The 15,013-nt window shown below is 68.1% G+C and carries 13 protein-coding genes; all 13 read right to left on the reverse strand.

Annotation, left to right across the window (positions count from 1 at the left end; all coding sequences use genetic code 11):
* Positions 1–23 precede the first annotated feature (23 nt).
* Positions 24–761 (reverse strand): oligosaccharide flippase family protein, encoded by a 738-nt coding sequence (locus ACPUER_RS34000; RefSeq protein ID WP_425133230.1) that lies wholly within the window; start codon positions 759–761, stop codon positions 24–26.
* The gene (locus ACPUER_RS34005; protein ID WP_425133231.1) at positions 745–2,976 is read right to left on the reverse strand and encodes a polysaccharide biosynthesis tyrosine autokinase; all 2,232 of its coding nucleotides are present in this window, start codon (positions 2,974–2,976) and stop codon (positions 745–747) included. The genes ACPUER_RS34000 and ACPUER_RS34005 overlap by 17 nt, the downstream gene beginning before the upstream one ends.
* A 32-nt stretch (positions 2,977–3,008) precedes the next feature.
* The gene (locus ACPUER_RS34010; protein WP_425133232.1) at positions 3,009–4,169 is read right to left on the reverse strand and encodes a polysaccharide biosynthesis/export family protein; all 1,161 of its coding nucleotides are present in this window, start codon (positions 4,167–4,169) and stop codon (positions 3,009–3,011) included.
* Positions 4,170–4,288: 119 nt separating this feature from the next.
* Positions 4,289–4,681, reverse strand: coding sequence for a hypothetical protein (locus ACPUER_RS34015; RefSeq protein ID WP_175964016.1), 393 nt, complete (start codon positions 4,679–4,681; stop codon positions 4,289–4,291).
* A complete protein-coding gene (locus tag ACPUER_RS34020) occupies positions 4,681–5,133 on the reverse strand; it encodes a protein tyrosine phosphatase (protein ID WP_425133233.1) in 453 nt (150 codons plus the stop codon). Before ACPUER_RS34020 ends, ACPUER_RS34015 begins: the two co-directional genes overlap by 1 nt.
* A gap of 8 nt (positions 5,134–5,141) precedes the next feature.
* Positions 5,142–6,512: an undecaprenyl-phosphate glucose phosphotransferase gene (locus ACPUER_RS34025; protein WP_175964014.1), complete on the reverse strand. Its 1,371-nt coding sequence runs from the start codon at positions 6,510–6,512 to the stop codon at positions 5,142–5,144.
* A 41-nt stretch (positions 6,513–6,553) separates the two neighbouring features.
* Positions 6,554–8,077, reverse strand: a complete 1,524-nt coding sequence (locus tag ACPUER_RS34030; RefSeq protein ID WP_425133240.1) for a mannose-1-phosphate guanylyltransferase/mannose-6-phosphate isomerase — start codon at positions 8,075–8,077, stop codon at positions 6,554–6,556.
* Between the two features lie 1,046 nt (positions 8,078–9,123).
* Positions 9,124–10,518 carry an MmgE/PrpD family protein gene (locus ACPUER_RS34035; protein WP_425133234.1) on the reverse strand — a complete coding sequence of 465 codons (1,395 nt, stop codon included), beginning with the start codon at positions 10,516–10,518 and terminating at the stop codon, positions 9,124–9,126.
* On the reverse strand, positions 10,515–11,423 hold the full coding sequence (locus ACPUER_RS34040) for a polysaccharide deacetylase family protein (protein ID WP_425133235.1): 909 nt from the start codon (positions 11,421–11,423) through the stop codon (positions 10,515–10,517). Before ACPUER_RS34040 ends, ACPUER_RS34035 begins: the two co-directional genes overlap by 4 nt.
* On the reverse strand, positions 11,420–12,292 hold the full coding sequence (locus tag ACPUER_RS34045) for a polysaccharide deacetylase family protein (protein WP_425133236.1): 873 nt from the start codon (positions 12,290–12,292) through the stop codon (positions 11,420–11,422). Before ACPUER_RS34045 ends, ACPUER_RS34040 begins: the two co-directional genes overlap by 4 nt.
* A 7-nt stretch (positions 12,293–12,299) precedes the next feature.
* The gene (locus tag ACPUER_RS34050) at positions 12,300–13,133 is read right to left on the reverse strand and encodes an ABC transporter substrate-binding protein (RefSeq protein WP_425133237.1); all 834 of its coding nucleotides are present in this window, start codon (positions 13,131–13,133) and stop codon (positions 12,300–12,302) included.
* An 80-nt stretch (positions 13,134–13,213) separates the two neighbouring features.
* Entirely contained in the window at positions 13,214–14,017 is an 804-nt protein-coding gene (locus ACPUER_RS34055) for an amino acid ABC transporter ATP-binding protein (protein WP_425133238.1), read from the reverse strand.
* Positions 14,014–14,907 (reverse strand): amino acid ABC transporter permease, encoded by an 894-nt coding sequence (locus ACPUER_RS34060; RefSeq protein WP_425133239.1) that lies wholly within the window; start codon positions 14,905–14,907, stop codon positions 14,014–14,016. Before ACPUER_RS34060 ends, ACPUER_RS34055 begins: the two co-directional genes overlap by 4 nt.
* Positions 14,908–15,013 lie beyond the last annotated feature (106 nt).

Genomic DNA, 15,013 nt, shown 5'->3' on the forward strand with positions numbered 1-15,013 from the left:
ACCACGGTTCGCTGCGCCAACATTTATACCCGCGTCGACGTGTCGTGGGCCCCGGCAAGGCGCGCGAGGGCCCTTAGGGGGGGGGGGTGGGGGGGGCCGCGCGGCCCCCAGACCGGTCTGCGCCAGAGCCAGAGCGCGGACACCGTCATGACGGTCGCCGCCTGCGCGATCAGGCTCCACGCGCCGGCGCCCGCGATCGCCAGCGCGACCGCCACGGCGCCCGCGACGCTCACCGACACGAGTTGACGCATGGCCAGCGTCCTGAAATCCAGCCGCCGCTTGTACAGCCCCTCCTGGAACGAACTCGCCGAGCCGATCGGCACGAACGCGCACGCCACCCGCAGATACGGCGCCAGGCCGGGTACGCCCAGCCACGTTTCGACGCGCCCGGCCAGCACGAACATCACGGCCGCGAGCACGACCGCCATGCCGATCGAACACGCGAACGGCCATTCGAGGTCGTCGTCGTGGAGCGATGCGCGCTGAACCAGCGCGTCGCTGAAGCCGCCCTCGGCGATCATCAGGACCAGCGACAGCGACAGCGTGACCGCGGCCGCGAGCCCGACGTCCGCCGGGCCGAGCCAGCGCGCGACCAGCAGATACGTGACGAGCGTGACGAGCTTGCCGCCCCACGCCTGCACCAGCGCCCACGCGAGGCTTCGCACCGTGCGCGCGCCGAGTCGCTCGCCGGCGCTCGACGCACGGTCGCTCGCGGCGAGCCGCGCGATGTCGCGAATCGCGGGCTCAGTGCTCGGTTTCATATGCGTATTTCCCTTCGCCATACGCACCGTAGACGGCCTGACGCCGCGGCACGTCGTTCAGCACGACGCCGCTGATCGCGATGCCGGCGTTGCGCAGGCGACGCTCTGCCTCGCGGATCTCCGGCATCGAGCTGCGGCCATGCCGGACGCACAGCAGCGTCGTCGCGCCGTGGCGGCCGATGGTCGCCGCATCGTGCAGCGCGAGGATCGGGGCCGTATCGACGATGACGATGTCGTAGAGACGCGATGCCGTGTCGAGCAGCATCTTGAAGCGGCCGTCGTTGAACAGCTCCGACGTGCGGGCGACGGCACCGCGCGCGAGCACGTCGACGCCGGCGACCGCCGATTTCTGGACGCCGCGCTCGAGCGTGCCGCTCGCGATCGCGTCGGGCAGGCCGGGCGCCGCCGGCAGCCCGAAGTGACGATGCGACTGACCGCGGCGAATATCGGCATCGATCAGCAGCACGCGCTTGCCGCCCGACGCGAACAGCGAAGCCAGGTTCGCGCAGAGGAACGATTTGCCCGCACTGGGCTGCGGGCTCGTGACCATGATCACGTTGTGCCCCGACTCGGACATCGTGAACTGCAGCGTCGTGCGCAGGCTGCGGATCGCGTCGACGGTCACGTCCTCCGGAATTTCCGATGCGAGAACATGCGCGCCCTGTCCCGCACGCTGCTGGTTGCGCACGATACGTCGCTGCTCCCGACTATGCGGCACCACCGCATAGACCGGTACGCCCAGCACCTGCTCGAGGTGCTCCGAATGTTCGACGCGGCCCCATACCGCCCGCTGTGCGAACGGGGCGGCGATGCCAAGAGCAATCCCGACACACAACGACAGCGCGATCAGCAGCAGGCGCCTGGGCTTGACGGGTTTCACCGGCAGGACCGGCAAGTCGACGGCGCGGACATTGCCGATCTCGCTTCGCCTGGCGATCTCGAGCTGTTGCCCGGTGTTCAGCAGGTTCGTATACAGCTCGGTGTTGACGCGCACGTCGCGCAGCACGCCGAGGCCCTCCCGCTCCGTATCGGGCAACCTGGCTTCGAGCGCCTTCAGTTCCTTCGCCTTGCCCGCCAGTTCCGCCAGGTTGGCGTCGAGCGCCTGCACGGCCGGATGGCCGTCGGCGAACCGCGCGATCAGGTCGACGCGCTTTTGCTTGAGTTCGAGCGTGCGCGTCTCGATGTCCACTTCCTGGCCGAGCAGCAGCTTGCCCTGTTCGTCGAGATCGACCGTCCCCGTGCGCGCGCGAAACGCCGCGTATTTGTCCTCGGCATCCTTCAGCGCCTTCATGACGGTCGGCATGCTGCTCTTCAGCGATGCCAGCGTCGCGGCGGCCTCCTCGCTCCGGTACTCCTTGTTCTGCTGGACGTAGCCGTCGACCACGGCCCGCAGGATGTCCCGGATGCGGGTCCGGTCGTCGCCCTCGAGCGTGACGGTCAGGATGCCGGATTGCTTGGCCTTTTCCTCGACGGTCAGATCGTCCTGGAGCTGGGAAACTGCTTCGAGCTGCGGGATGCGCCTGAGCCGAAACGCCGTGCCCGGCCGGGCGTCGAGGGCGGCGATCAGCAGCGTCAGCGGCTGCGCCTTGTACTGCCCGTGCGCCGGCACGCCGACCTCGCCTTGCAGCACGACGTCGCCGTCCTCGTCCCTGACCACGTAGCGTCCGCCGCCTTCGGCGGTCACGTCGAACCAGAGGCCGTCCAGCATGTCGATGCCGTCGTGGCTTTTCTTGCCGGCCGTCTCGAACGCGACGACGTCGAATCGCTCGCCGCCCCATGCAAACCGGGACAATCCCCAAAGCGGCCGCGCGACGCCGTCGTCCCGATAGCGACGCGCGACCCAGCGGCCGATCAACGGGAAATAGCGCGGTTCGGCGATGAGGTTCAGATGCTGCTTCGTGACGACCGAGTCGATCACCATGCGCGCGCGCACGAGTTCGAGTTCGGCAGCGGTCGTGCTCCCGTTGTCGAGCAACGCTGCGATGTCGTGCAGCGGCGAATTGCCCGCCGCGGTCGATTCGTTGACCTGGATCGTCGCGTCGACACGATAGACCGGCGTCGCGAATACGACATACAGCAGCCCCAGCAGGAACACGCCGGCCGCAATGCCCAGCACCATGCGCCACCGGGCCAGCACGATGTCGACGTAGGACGAAAGGGGCGCATCGTCGTACAACGCCGCGTCGTACAGCCGTGCTTCGGAAAGGTCTGTCATCGCAAATCCAGTGTCGATCGGGGTCCGGCGGTTCATTTCGCGACCAGCGCGCCGGTCATGCCGGCATTGATGGCGGGCAACAGCAGCGACAGCACGCGGCTGAGCCGGGCGAGGCCGTTGCCGTCGACATAAACGACATCCTTCGGCGCCAGCCTGAAGTCGTTCGCGAGCACCATCGCAACCGGCGACTTCGCGTCGAGATGAAACACGTCGGGGGTACTCGAGCCGCGCCCGCGAATCACGTAGACCTGTGCCGTGTCCGCGGTGCCGCTGTTGAAGCTGCCGGCTTGCTGCAACGCGTCGCCGAGCGTCAACGAGCCGTCGCGCAGCGGCAGCGCGAGCGTCGGCTTCGCGACCTCGCCCATCACGAACGCACCGTTGTCCTCGCGCGACTGCACGCGCAGCACGTCCCGGTTGCGCAACAGGATGCGGGCCGGATCGATGCGTCGTGCGACGAGCCGGGACAGGTTCAGCACGTAATGCTCGTCGCCGCGCAGCAGCTCGATGCGGCTCCGATCGGCCGTCGGCTGAAGCCCGCCCGCGCGATCGATCGCCTCGATCAGCGTCATCGGCACGTCGTTGATCGGCTGGACGCCCGGATTGCGCACCTCGCCTTCGACGTAGACCTGCTGGCTGCGGTACGACGTGACGCGCACGGTGACCTGCGGGTCGCGGAAGGTTTTCGTCAACGCGACGCGGAACGCATCGCGCACCTCGGTCGTCGTCCTGCCCGAGACCGCGAGCGTGCCGACATAAGGAAACTGCACGCTGCCGGTTTCATCGACGACGAAGCCGCCGACGGGGTCGCTCTGCCGCTGTGTCGACGACGACTGATTCGTCGGCGCGGCCGCGGAAAGTTCGGGGTGATCCCACACCGTGATCTGCAACACGTCGCCGGCGCCGATCCGATAGCCGCCCTTCGCGCGCTCGCGCAACAGCGCGTCGACGTGCCCGGCCGCGTCGCTGTCGTCGCGCATCGATTGCAGCAGGTTGACGTCGATTTCCCGGATCGGCACATCGAGCGACTGCGCCGGTTCGCCGTTGCGCGCGCTGGCCACCGGCAATTCCTGCGAGCCGGTCATCCGCATGCCGGGCGCAACGGCACATGCCGTCATGAACACCGACAGCACGAGCGGCGCCAGCGCGCGGCCCCGTCTGCTGCCTGTCGATACACCGTCGAATGGTTTACCCATTGCTGCCTCGTCTGTCGCGCCATCGTCGATTCCGACCGTGGCACCGTGCTCACGGATGTGTTCATTTCGCCGCGTGACGGTTCGGCCTGCTTCGCCCTCATGCCGCACCGCCCGGTCGATCACCATGACGAACGGGACCAGGGCGGCTCCATGCCCGGCCAGTCGTCTGTCGCGTTGTCGTTCCCGCCGCGCGGCCGAATCGGGACGCGTGCCGCGCCGCGCGTGCGATGTGCCGCCGGCATGCCCAGCGCGTCGATCGACAACGCCCGCATCTGCCGCTCGATCGGCAGCGGCGCGTAGTTGCCGACCGCCGGCGCCGCGACGCCCGACGCGACCGCCGGCTTTGCGATCGATCCGCGCCACGGATTCGAGGTCTGGGACGCGGTATCCGCGAGCCCCGCGATCCACCGCGGCGCATTCGTCGAAGGGCGCGCCGCCGGCGCATTGCCGTGCGCAGCCGATGCACACGACAGGCCGATGAGCATCGCGAGCCGGCCGACATGGCGTCGCATCAGCAGTGCCCCCGTGCGGCAGCTGCGGGAATCCGCACGATCCAGTGCGCCACCGCGCGCTCGATGTGACGCGCCACGGCATCGAACACGTCCGCCGACTTGCCGACCGGATCCGCGATATCGCATTTCGCGGCATGGTCGAGCTGGAAGACGCGACCGCGCGCGAACGGGTAACGGCGCTCGATCTCGCGACACTGCACGAGCGTCATCGCGAGGATCAGTTGCGATGCACGCACGTGGCCGAGATGCACCGGTTGCGCGATATGCGACGTGAGGTCGAAGCCGCGTTCGCGCATCACGTCGATCGCAGCCTGTGCGGCGGGCCGGCCCGCCAGCGCGATCAGTCCCGCGCAACGCACCTGCACGGACGGCAGCGCGCGTGCCAGCATCGCGCTCGCCATCGGGCTGCGGCATGCGTTGCCGTCGCAGACGACCAGAATGCGTTCGATCATGGCCGGGCTCAGTAGGCGTTCGGATGGACGAAGCCCTTCAGCACCGTGGCGGCGACAATCTTCATGTCGAGCCCGAAGGACCAGTTGCGCAGGTAATAGAGGTCGTGCTGGACACGGCCGACCATCTTGTCGAGGTGATCCGTCTCGCCGCGATAGCCGTTGACCTGCGCCCATCCGGTGATGCCCGGCTTGATCCGGTAACGATGGATGTATCCCTCGACGAGCGGCCGGTACAGATCGTCGTGCTCGATGGCGTGCGGTCTCGGCCCGACGACCGACATGTCGCCGCGCAGCACGTTGAAGAACTGCGGCAGCTCGTCGAGGCTGGTGCGACGCAGGAACGCGCCGACGCGCGTGATGCGCGCATCGCCCCGGGTCGCCTGGCGCACGACGCCGGCCTGTTCCGCGTGCACGCGCATCGTGCGGAACTTGTAGATCCTGAACACCCGGCCATCGGCGCCTTTCCGGTACTGCGTAAACAGCACCGGGCCCGGGGACGACAGCTTGACCGCCAGCGCGATCAGGCCGAGCAGCGGCGCCAGCGCGACGAGCGCTGCCGCCGCGAATACCCGGTCGAACAGCGCCTTCTGCATCAACGCGTGATGCGACATCGGCGATGCAACGAGGTTGATTGCCGGCATGCCGACGAGATCCATCATCGTTCCGCCGAGCAGCGCGATGCTGCACATGTCCGGCATGAAGCGGATATTGATCAGATCGTCGCCGAACGTCTTCAGCACGCGCCGGATCGTCCGTTCCTCGGAGATCGGCAACGCGAGCCAGATTTCCGTTGCGGCTTCGGCACGCACTGCCGCGGCGAATTCGGTGAAATCCGCGATCGCCGGGATGATGCCGCTGGACGATCCCGCGGGATCGTGGAGCACGACCGGGCGAAACCCGCTTGCCGGCGACAGCGCAAGCGTTTCGATCACACGCACGGCATGCGCGCCGTGTCCGACGATCGCCACCTTGCGAAGATTCAGGCCCGCATGCCTGACGCGCGCGAGCATCGTATAGGCGGCCACGCGGATGACGACGAATCCGCATCCCGCGATCGCCGTCCAGTAGACGAACCACAGCCGCGACACCTGATCGGCGCGATGCATCGCGAACAGCAGCACGAGGTTGCAAGCCTGCACGGCGACCCATGCGGCGCTGATGCGGCTGATCATCGCGATCCACGACCGCCCGCGCCAGGACTGATACACCTGACATGCCGGAAAGACGGCGAGCGTCAGCATCGCGACAAACGGGACGACCATCGCGTCCGGCCGGCCGAGCGTATCGTCATCGAACCGCACGTGCGATGCTGCAGCCGCCCCCAGCACCACGACGAGTGCATCGAGCAGGCGCGCGATAATCGACTGAAATCCGAACATGGATATTCTCCAGGCGGCGCACGATGGCGCCGTATTTGCGGTCAAACGCGCCCGTATGCGTCGTCGAAGCGCACGATGTCGTCTTCGCCGAGATAGCTGCCGGTCTGCACTTCGATGATTTCCAGCGGCATCCGCCCCGGGTTTTCGAGGCGGTGTCGCACGCCGATCGGGATGTAGGTCGATTCGTTTTCGCCGAGCAGGAATCGCTCGTCGCCGCGCGTGACGGTTGCGGTGCCTTTCACGACAGTCCAGTGCTCGGCGCGGTGATGGTGCATCTGCAACGACAGTCGCGCGCCGGGGTCCACCACGATTCGCTTGACCTGGAAACGTTCGCCGCGGTCGACCGAGTCGTACCAGCCCCACGGACGCCGCACGAGCCGGTGCGCCTCGGCTTCCGCGCCATGCCCGGCCTTGATTCTGGATACGAGCGACCTGACGCCCTGAACGTGCTGCCGGCCGACGACCAGAACGGCGTCGGGGGTCTCCACCACCGCGACGTTACCGACGCCGACGCACGCGACCAGTCGGCCTTCGGAATGGGCATAGCACGCGGTCGCGTCCTCGAACATCACTCGCCCACGCCCGGCGTTGCCGTCCTGGTCCTTGTCGAGCGCAGCCCAGACGGCGTCCCACGACCCGAGATCGGACCAGCCTGCATCCAGCGGAACCGCAACGGCCACCGGCGGTTCAGCCATGAAGCTCAGCCGTTCCATGACCGCGTAGTCGATCGAATCCGACGGGCACGTGGCGAATGGTTCCGGGGCCGGGTGAAAACAACCGCCATCGGCATTGCCATCGCGGATCGCGGCGACGCACGCGGCGTGAATTTTCGGCGCCAGCTCCTCGATGGCGCGCAGCCAGACACTCGCCCGGACAACATAGATTCCGCTGTTCCACAAATGGGATCCTGACGCGACGTATTGCACCGCGACTTCCGGTGACGGCTTCTCGACGAACGCATCGAGTCGGTAACCGCCATCGGCATCGTCCAATGCAAGCGGCAAGCCGGTACGCAGATAGCCGAAACCGGAATCGGCATGCGTCGGCCGGACGCCGAGCGTCGCGACGCACCCACGCTGCGCGTAGCGCAACGCCGTTTCCATCGCGCGTTCGAACCCGGACGTGTCGTGAATGACGTGATCGGCCGGCATCACGACCAGTACGGCGTCCTCGTGCTCGGCCCGCGCAAGTGCGGCCGCGAGGGTCATGGCAGGCGCCGTATCGCGACGCGCCGGCTCGACGACCACGCGTGCGCGAAGATCGCTCGCCGCGAGTTGCCGCACCGTGATGTGCCGATGCGCGTCGCCGCACACGACCTGCGCAGGTGCCATCTCGAATTTCGACCCGAGCCCGCTTACCCTTCGCAGCGTCGATTCGAGCAGCGTTTCCTCGCCAACGAGGTGCGTCAGTTGTTTCGGGTGCTGCTCGCGGGACATGGGCCACAGCCTGGTTCCAGCCCCGCCCGCCAGGACCACCGGCACGACCGCCCTCGCGGCGACGTGACTGCGATCCTGCGCCCCCGGCTCGGCACCGCGCGAAGTTTCGACGAACTCGAATGTGCTCATTTCATCTATCCCCCAGCATCCGCTTTTTCCGCCCGCAATCGACCGCCGGCGCCATCCGGCCGCCCGTGCTTCGCGCCGACGGAGCTTTCCCGCCCGACACCGGACATGCTCCGCCCTCGGTCTCCCGATGCATCGACACATTCATCCCGGGCATCGATCTTCTGTCGATGAACCGATCTGTAAATTCGGATTCCTATATGAAATCGAATGCGTCTCGATCGAACGAACGAGTCAGTTCACGCCAGGAATCCGGACGACCGACGAACCGCCGGTTGCTTACGCGCCCCCGCGCCGTTTCATCGCCTCCGCAAGGAACCGACACCACGGTTCGGCAGGGCAATGGAAATGCCGCGTCCGAGCCATCCCGACTGGATAGCCCAATGGACGCAATTTATCGATTGAATTTCCGGAATCGACCGCTTCGCCCCTGCGTCGCGTCCGGATATCGGAGTGTGGATGTGATTCATGGTTGGTCTAACGTTATGGTATTAACTACTTCGGCACATAACGATCGACGCACGATCCGTGCCATCGAGGCGCGCTTTCTTGTTGCAACGCGGAAAATCCCCAATAAACCAATGACCTATGTCCAGGATTTAAAAGGTATGAATAATTGGAAATAGTCCTGTGCAACGTTTGCGCAACTGCAACGTTCGCGGACGTTACGTAACGCCACGCCGTAACGCATCTGACATGAGCGCCATCCTGAAGGTGCAGATTGCTGCCATAGGAAGGGTCAGTACGCAGCCCGGTGGCGACACGATGCGGGCGCATGAGCAGGATCAACACGAGTAATTTCTCGAAGCAAGGTCGGGCGTCGAGCGATCGGTTACCGGAAATAGGGGGTAACCATATGCACTTTCTTCATCGCTTTCGGCCGAGTTTTTTTTATGCGCTCTCCGTTTATACCGACAGCGACGCAATAACCGCCGTGCTGGCGGCCCGCTTTACGGAAAACCCATCCTGCGCCAATTGCTTCGGATACGGCGCGTTCGTTCCGGTTTTCGGACAGGTACGTTCATACCGCGTCAGCACGACATCGCCATTCAGACGAACGCCTCCGCCGCTTCGGCATCGCCCGCGAGCCAGTCGTTCATCACGCGCGCATCCGCCTGGCGGTCCAGCGACAGGCACACGTCGCTCAGTGCATCGACTTGCGCGCGGTCGAGCGCGATGCCCGCCAGCGCCCGATATTTCGCCAGCAGCGCCGCGTCCGACAGCGGATTGCGCGGGTCGCCGAGCGCGATCGGCACGTGGCGTACTTCCCGCCCCCCGTCCGCGCGATGCAGGATCACCGTCGGCTCGTCGAGATCGCCGAGCGCCGGATCGACGTCGACCGCGATGCGCGCGAGCAGCGCGGTCACGCGCGGATCGGTGCGCCGGTCCGCGCGATACACGCCGATCCCCGTGTCGCCGAACGCCAGCGCCGCCGCCACCGCGTACGGCAGGCTCATCTGCGCGGACGACAGCGTCGACAGGTCGCGACCGCCGCACATGCGGGCCACGAACGCGCTCGTGCGCACGACCACCCGCTCGATCTCGCCGGCCTCGACGATGCGGCCGTCCGCGAGCTGCAGCGCCGCGTCGACGGCCGCATGCGCGCTGCGGCACGATGCATGCGGCTTGATCGAGCAGCGCATCAGCTTCCAGTGCGCGCCGAGGCCGTCGGTCAATGCGTCGGGCACATGCGATTGCGCGGCGAACGTGTTGAAAAAACCGCCCCACACGTCGTCGAATACGTGCGCGGGGCCGCTCACGCCTTCGCGCGCGAGCAGCGCCGCGAGCACGCCGCCCTCCGCCGCACGCCCGGCATGCAGCCGCTTCGTCTGCGCTCCGTCGTGGATGAAACCCCACAGGCCGCCCGCGAAACTCGCCGCATGGCCGAGCGCGTCGCGCGTGCGCACGGCGTCGAGCCCGAGCACGCGCGCGCTCGCGGCCGCCGCACCGAACACGCCGCAACTGAGCGTCGAGTGCCAGCCCGCCCCGTTGTGAACCGAGTAGCCGCCCGCTGCCTCGAGCACGCGCCGGCCGACGTCGTAGCCGAGCACGATCGCCGCCACGCATTCGCGGCCCGTCACCGTGCGCCCCGCGCACGACAGCGCGGCGAGCACGGCCGGCAGCACGACCGCGCCCGAATGATCGCAGCCGCCGGAATCGTCGAGTTCGAGCGCGTGCGCGGCAATCCCGTTGACGAACGCCGCATCGCGCGCGGCCGCGGTCCGCCGCGTGCCCCACAGCGGCGCGCCGCCATGCGCGACGGCGCCGGTCAGCGCACGGGCGCTGCGCGTCTCGACGGCGGACGCGCCCGCCAGCGCGGCACCGAACGTGTCGAGCACATGACGCTTGGCCTTCGCGACGACGTCGTCCGGCAACGCGTCGGCGGACGTCTGCGCGACGAACGCCGCGAGCCGCGTGGCGCGCGTATCGGTTGTCATCGTCATCGCGCCGACTCCTCCGCCACGCAGTGCGCGAACACGTCGACCGGATGTCCCGGGGCATTGACGGGCGCCTGGGCACACCACCAGCGCGCGATGTCGCGCCCCGTCGCGAACCAGACGTCGCCCGCGTCACGCAGATGCGCGAGCAATGCGCGCAGCAGGTCGATCCGCGCTGCCGTGCCGATGATCTCGGGATGCAGGCGCAGCACGCAGCACAGCCCGAAGCGCCGAAACCCGTCGACGTCGCGCCGCCAGTTGTCGAGCACGTCGCGGTACGCCGCGATGCGCGGCTGACCGGCCGGCACGGGCGGCGACAGGTTGAACTCGAAGTACGGCTCGTCTTCGAGTTCGTAGTGCAGCGGCAGCTCGACGAGCCGCGCGCCGTCCGCGCCGCCGTCGCCGCGCGGATGCACATACGGCAGATCGTCGCCGCGCCACGACGACGACCACGTGAAACCTTCCGCGACGAGGAAATCCGAGAAACCGTCGGCCCAGTTGCCGGTGAACGAGCGAAAGCCTTGCACGTCGCGGCCGATCGTGTCGGCGAGCGCCGCCCGTCCGGCGCGGCACGCATCGACCTGCGCGGCGAGCGACAGCGCGTCAAAATCCTCGCAGCGATAGCCGCTCACGCCGAGCTCGTGGCCGGCTGCCGCGATCGCGCGCACCGCATCCGCATGCGTTTCGGCGACGATGCCCGGGACGAACCAGCTCGCCGGCACGCGGAACGCATCGAACGCATCGAGCAGCCGGTCGACGCCGCGCGTCGCGCCGTAACGCCAGACCGACAGCGATTTCTCGCGGCCGACGATGCGCGGCTCGCGTGTCTGGATGCCGTGAATGTCGTTGAAGTCGACCGTGATCGCGACCGCGCATCGCGCGCCGCCCGGCCATGAAGGGAGTGTCGTCACAGGCCGCTCCGTTGCGTGGGTTGCGCATCTCGCGCGTGCTGCGCAAGCCACCAGTCGGCCACTTCGCGGCAGCGCGCGAACCAGACACCGTCCTGTGCACGCATGTGACCGAGCCACGCCTCGAGCAGCGCGATGCGGCCGGGCTTGCCGCAGACCTTCGGATGCAGCAGCGTCGTCAGGCACAGCCCTTCGCGGTATACGCCGTCGAATTCGCGCGTCCAGTTGTCGAGCGTCGCGCCGTAGCCGGCGATCCGGTCGAGCCCGGCCGGATAGTCGGGGTTGCGGTGATACGCAAGCGACGCGTAGTCGTCGGTCTCCCAGCGGCCGGGTATCTCGACGAGCGGCGCCTCGCCGTTCGCGCCATGCAGCAGGTACGGCCGGTCGTCGCCGCGCATCGAGCTCGAATAGCGCACGCCGGCTTCGCGCAGCACGGCCACCGTCGCCGCGCTCCAGTCGCCGGACGGCGTGCGGAACCCGACCGGCCGCACGCCGAGCGTACGCGCGAAGACGTCGGCCGACTGCGCCATGATCTCGCGCTGCCGCCCGGGCTCGAGCGTCCAGAACGCTTCGTGCCGGTAGCCGTGGTAGCCGATCTCGTGGCCGCGCTCGACGATCGCCGCGCATTGCGCGGGCCAGGTCCGCGCAACCCACGCAGGCACGAAGAACGTCGCGGGCAGGTCGAACGCCGCGAGCATGTCGAGCAAGCGGCCGAGCGCGCGCCACGGCCCGTAGCTGCCGAGCGTGAAATACGCGGGGTTGCGCCAGATCGACCCGTTCAGCATCGCGTCGCCGGTCGGGCCGTCGAGATCGAACGCGAGCGCGACGCACGCGCGCTTCGCGTCCGGCCAGCGGGGAGCGAGGGCCGTCATCGCACGCTCAGTGGGTGCCGTTGATCATCGCCTTCGTCACCGCGTGCTCCTGCAGCCCCCACTTCGCCAGAATCTTCTGGTAGGAACCGTCGGCAATCAGCTGGTTGAGCGCCGTCGTCAGCGCGCCGCTCAGCGCGGTGTTGCTCTTCGCGACGCCGATGCCCGTGTATTGCGACAGGAACGGCTTGCCGACCGGCGCGTATGCGTTCTGCTCGAGGCCGTTCTGGTAGGGCAGCGTCTCGCCGCCCTGCACGGCCGCGTCGATGCGGTTCTGGCGCAACTGCATGCGCGCGTCCGACGAGCCGTCGGTACCGACCACGACGATCGCCGGCTTGCCGGCCTTCACACAGTTCTCCGCGCTCCACGCGGTCGTGTTGTCCGGAAACGACGTGCGCCGGCTCGACCCGACGCGCTTGCCGCACAGCGCGCTCATCTGCGCGAACTCGCCGGCGCGCGCCTTCAGCGTATAGAACTGCGGGCCCGTCTCGATGTAGTCGACGAACGTCACCGCATCGCGGCGCGTCGGCAGGTCGGTCATGCCGGACAGGATCATGTCGACGCGCTGTGTCGCGACCGCGCTCATCATCTGGTCGAAGCTCGTTTCGACCCAGTTCAGCTTCGCGCCCATCTTCGCGGCGAGCGCTTCGCCGAGATCGACGTCGAAGCCCGCGAGCTTGTCGGTCGCCGGGTCCTTGTATTCGAACGGCGGATAGTTCGGCACGATCGCGACGTTCAGCGTGCGCTTCGCGCTCGCGGCCTGGGCGACTGCGAAGGAGGCATGCAGCGCGAGCGCGCCGAATGCGACGGCGGCCAGCGTGCGGGTCAGGACGGATGCTTTCATGGGGGGCGCCTTGTCGTGGTGGGCTTGTATCGTTGACGGTGGTATCGTTCGGGCGCTTCGGGTCGGGGCGCCCGGCCCGTTCATGCAATCACGGCCGAGATGAAATCGCGCGTGCGCGCGTGCGTCGGCGCGGACAGCACCTGGTCGGGCGGCCCGCTCTCGACGATCCGGCCGCCGTCCATGAACACGACGCGGTCGGCCACCTCGCGTGCGAAGCCGAGCTCGTGCGTGACGACGATCATCGTCATCCCGCTCTTCGCGAGATCGCGCATCACGGCCAGCACTTCGCCGACGAGCTCGGGATCGAGCGCCGACGTCGGTTCGTCGAACAGGATCAGCTGCGGATGCATCGCGAGCGCCCGCGCGATCGCGACGCGCTGCTGCTGGCCGCCCGACAGCTCGACCGGAAACGCGTCGCATTTGTGCGCGAGCCCGACGCGCGCGAGCAGCGTGCGCGCTTCCTCCTCCGCTTGCGCGCGGCGGCGCTTGAGCACCTGCACCGGGCCCTCGGTCACGTTCTCGAGCGCGGTCTTGTGCGGGAACAGGTTGAAGCGCTGGAACACCATGCTCGTCGCCAGCCGCTGGCGCGCGACCTGGCGCTCCGACAGCTCGTGGAGCCGGTCGCCGGCGCGCCGGTAGCCGGCCAGTTCGCCGTTGACCCACAGCGCGCCCGCGCTGATCGTCTCGAGCTGGTTGATGCAGCGCAGGAACGTGCTCTTGCCCGAGCCCGACGGCCCGATGATGCACAGCACTTCGCCCTGCGCGACGTCGAGCGTGATGCCGTGCAGCGCCTGGAAATCGCCGTACGACTTGCGCACGTCGACCGCGCGAACGACCGCGTTCGTCATGACGTTCTCCCGATGGTTGAGGGTCGTGCCGTTCATGCGCGGCCCGCCGCGCGACCCGCGCCGCGCGCGAAGCGCCGTTCGACGCGCGCCTGCGCGAGCGACAGCACGGTGACGACCGCGAGATACCAGATGCCCGCGACGATCAGCAGCTCGATCACGCGGGCGTTCGCGTAGTAGATGTTCTGCGCGTTGTGCAGCATCTCCGCGTACTGCACGACGCTCGCGAGCGACGTCAGCTTGACCATGCCGATCAGCTCGTTGCCGATCGGCGGCACGATCACGCGCATCGCCTGCGGCAGGATGATCCGGCGCAGCGCCTGCAGGCGCGGCATGCCGATCGACTTCGCGGCCTCGTACTGGCCGGTGTCGACCGACAGCAGCCCCGCGCGCACGACTTCCGACGTATACGCGCCCTGGTTGATGCCGAGACCGAGCACCGCCGCGAGGAACGGCGTCATCACGTCGACGGTCCGGAATTCGGCGATGCCCGGGATGCCGAGCGTCGGGAACACCAGCGCGAGGTTGAACCACAGCAGCAGTTGCAGGATCACCGGCGTGCCGCGGAACAACCAGATGTAGCCCTGCGCGATCGCGCCGAGCACCGGGTTCGACGACAGCCGCATCACCGCGGTGACCACGCCGAGCACGACGCCGAGCGTCATCGCGAGAACGGTCATCACGATCGTGTTGCCGAGCCCCGTCAGGATCGAGCGCGCGGTCAGGAACTGGCCGACGACGCGCCACTCGATCTGTCCGCGCGCGAACGCGGCGGCCACGTAGGCGAGCGCGGCAACGATCGCGATCGACGCGACATAACGGCCCCAGTAGCGCCGGCGCACGCGCACGAGGCCGGCGATATCGTCTGCCGCGGCGCCGGCCGGCCCGGATGCGCCGTCGAGACGGCTCGAATCGGAGGCGCTCAGCATGACGGCCCCCGGTAGTCGGCCGCCCAGGCCGCCTGGCGTTCGATCGCGCCGCTCAGGCGGCCGATCTGCTCGCGCACGCGCGCGGGCGACGTGCCGCCCGCGCCGC

The sequence above is a fragment of the Burkholderia sp. DN3021 genome, from assembly GCF_049805555.1.
GTDB lineage: Bacteria > Pseudomonadota > Gammaproteobacteria > Burkholderiales > Burkholderiaceae > Burkholderia > Burkholderia pyrrocinia_C.

Coding starts and splice junctions, on each gene's coding strand:
- ACPUER_RS34000 (WP_425133230.1), bottom strand. CDS start 761: ATGAAACCGAGCACTGAGCCCGCGATTCGCGACATCGCGCGGCTCGCC.
- ACPUER_RS34005 (WP_425133231.1), bottom strand. CDS start 2,976: ATGACAGACCTTTCCGAAGCACGGCTGTACGACGCGGCGTTGTACGAC.
- ACPUER_RS34010 (WP_425133232.1), bottom strand. CDS start 4,169: ATGGGTAAACCATTCGACGGTGTATCGACAGGCAGCAGACGGGGCCGC.
- ACPUER_RS34015 (WP_175964016.1), bottom strand. CDS start 4,681: ATGCGACGCCATGTCGGCCGGCTCGCGATGCTCATCGGCCTGTCGTGT.
- ACPUER_RS34020 (WP_425133233.1), bottom strand. CDS start 5,133: ATGATCGAACGCATTCTGGTCGTCTGCGACGGCAACGCATGCCGCAGC.
- ACPUER_RS34025 (WP_175964014.1), bottom strand. CDS start 6,512: ATGTTCGGATTTCAGTCGATTATCGCGCGCCTGCTCGATGCACTCGTC.
- ACPUER_RS34030 (WP_425133240.1), bottom strand. CDS start 8,077: ATGAGCACATTCGAGTTCGTCGAAACTTCGCGCGGTGCCGAGCCGGGG.
- ACPUER_RS34035 (WP_425133234.1), bottom strand. CDS start 10,518: ATGACGATGACAACCGATACGCGCGCCACGCGGCTCGCGGCGTTCGTC.
- ACPUER_RS34045 (WP_425133236.1), bottom strand. CDS start 12,292: ATGACGGCCCTCGCTCCCCGCTGGCCGGACGCGAAGCGCGCGTGCGTC.
- ACPUER_RS34050 (WP_425133237.1), bottom strand. CDS start 13,133: ATGAAAGCATCCGTCCTGACCCGCACGCTGGCCGCCGTCGCATTCGGC.
- ACPUER_RS34055 (WP_425133238.1), bottom strand. CDS start 14,017: ATGAACGGCACGACCCTCAACCATCGGGAGAACGTCATGACGAACGCG.
- ACPUER_RS34060 (WP_425133239.1), bottom strand. CDS start 14,907: ATGCTGAGCGCCTCCGATTCGAGCCGTCTCGACGGCGCATCCGGGCCG.